The 643-nt window shown below is 79.6% G+C and carries 1 protein-coding gene; it reads left to right on the top strand.

Features of this window, described 5'->3' with window-relative positions:
- Positions 1-486, top strand: a 486-nt coding sequence (locus tag GTR00_RS22180) for an alpha/beta hydrolase fold domain-containing protein (RefSeq protein WP_166613631.1), incomplete at its 5' end; no start/stop codon positions are given.
- Positions 487-643: the final 157 nt, after the last annotated feature.

The raw sequence follows: 643 nt of genomic DNA, 5'->3' as shown, positions 1-643 counted from the left end.
GACCCGCAGCGCGTGGCCGTCGCCGGCGACAGCGCCGGCGGCAACCTCGCCGCCGTCGCCGCCCAGTCGCCCGCGGGGGAGGGCCTGGCCGCGCAGCTGCTGGTCTACCCGGCCGTCTCCGGCGGGCGCGGGGACTTCCCCTCCGTGCGGGAGAACGCCGACGCGCCCGTCCTGGACCGCGCCACGGTCGAGTGGTTCGGCCGGCACTACCGCGGCGAGCCGACCGACGTGCGCTTCGCGCCGCTGGACGCACCCTCGCTGGCCGGGCAGCCGCCCGCCGTCGTGGCCGTCGCCGGCTTCGACCCGCTGCGCGACGAGGGCGTCGCCTACGCGCAGCGCCTGGGGGCCGAGGGCGTGCGCGTGGTGCTGCGCCGCCACGACGACCTCGTGCACGGCTTCCTCGGGATGGCGCCGCTGTCCGCCTCGGCCGAGCGCGCCTCCCGGCAGCTGTGCCGGGACCTGGGGGAGCTGCTCGGCACCCGCTGAGCGGACCCGCGAGCCGCCCGCCGCGCTCCCTGCCGCACCGCCGCGCACCCCTGGCGGGAGCTGTGGGCTCTCTGAGAGGGTGCGGCTCCCGGGCCGACGGCGACCCGGGAGACGCACCCGCGACCGGAAGGCGCCCCCGATGGCCCTCGCGAACCCC

This window comes from Kineococcus indalonis (assembly GCF_009906395.1).
Classification (GTDB): Bacteria; Actinomycetota; Actinomycetes; order Actinomycetales; family Kineococcaceae; genus Kineococcus; species Kineococcus indalonis.
The sequence above is the reverse complement of the archived record's forward strand: the minus strand, read 5'-3'. Positions and strand labels throughout refer to the sequence as shown.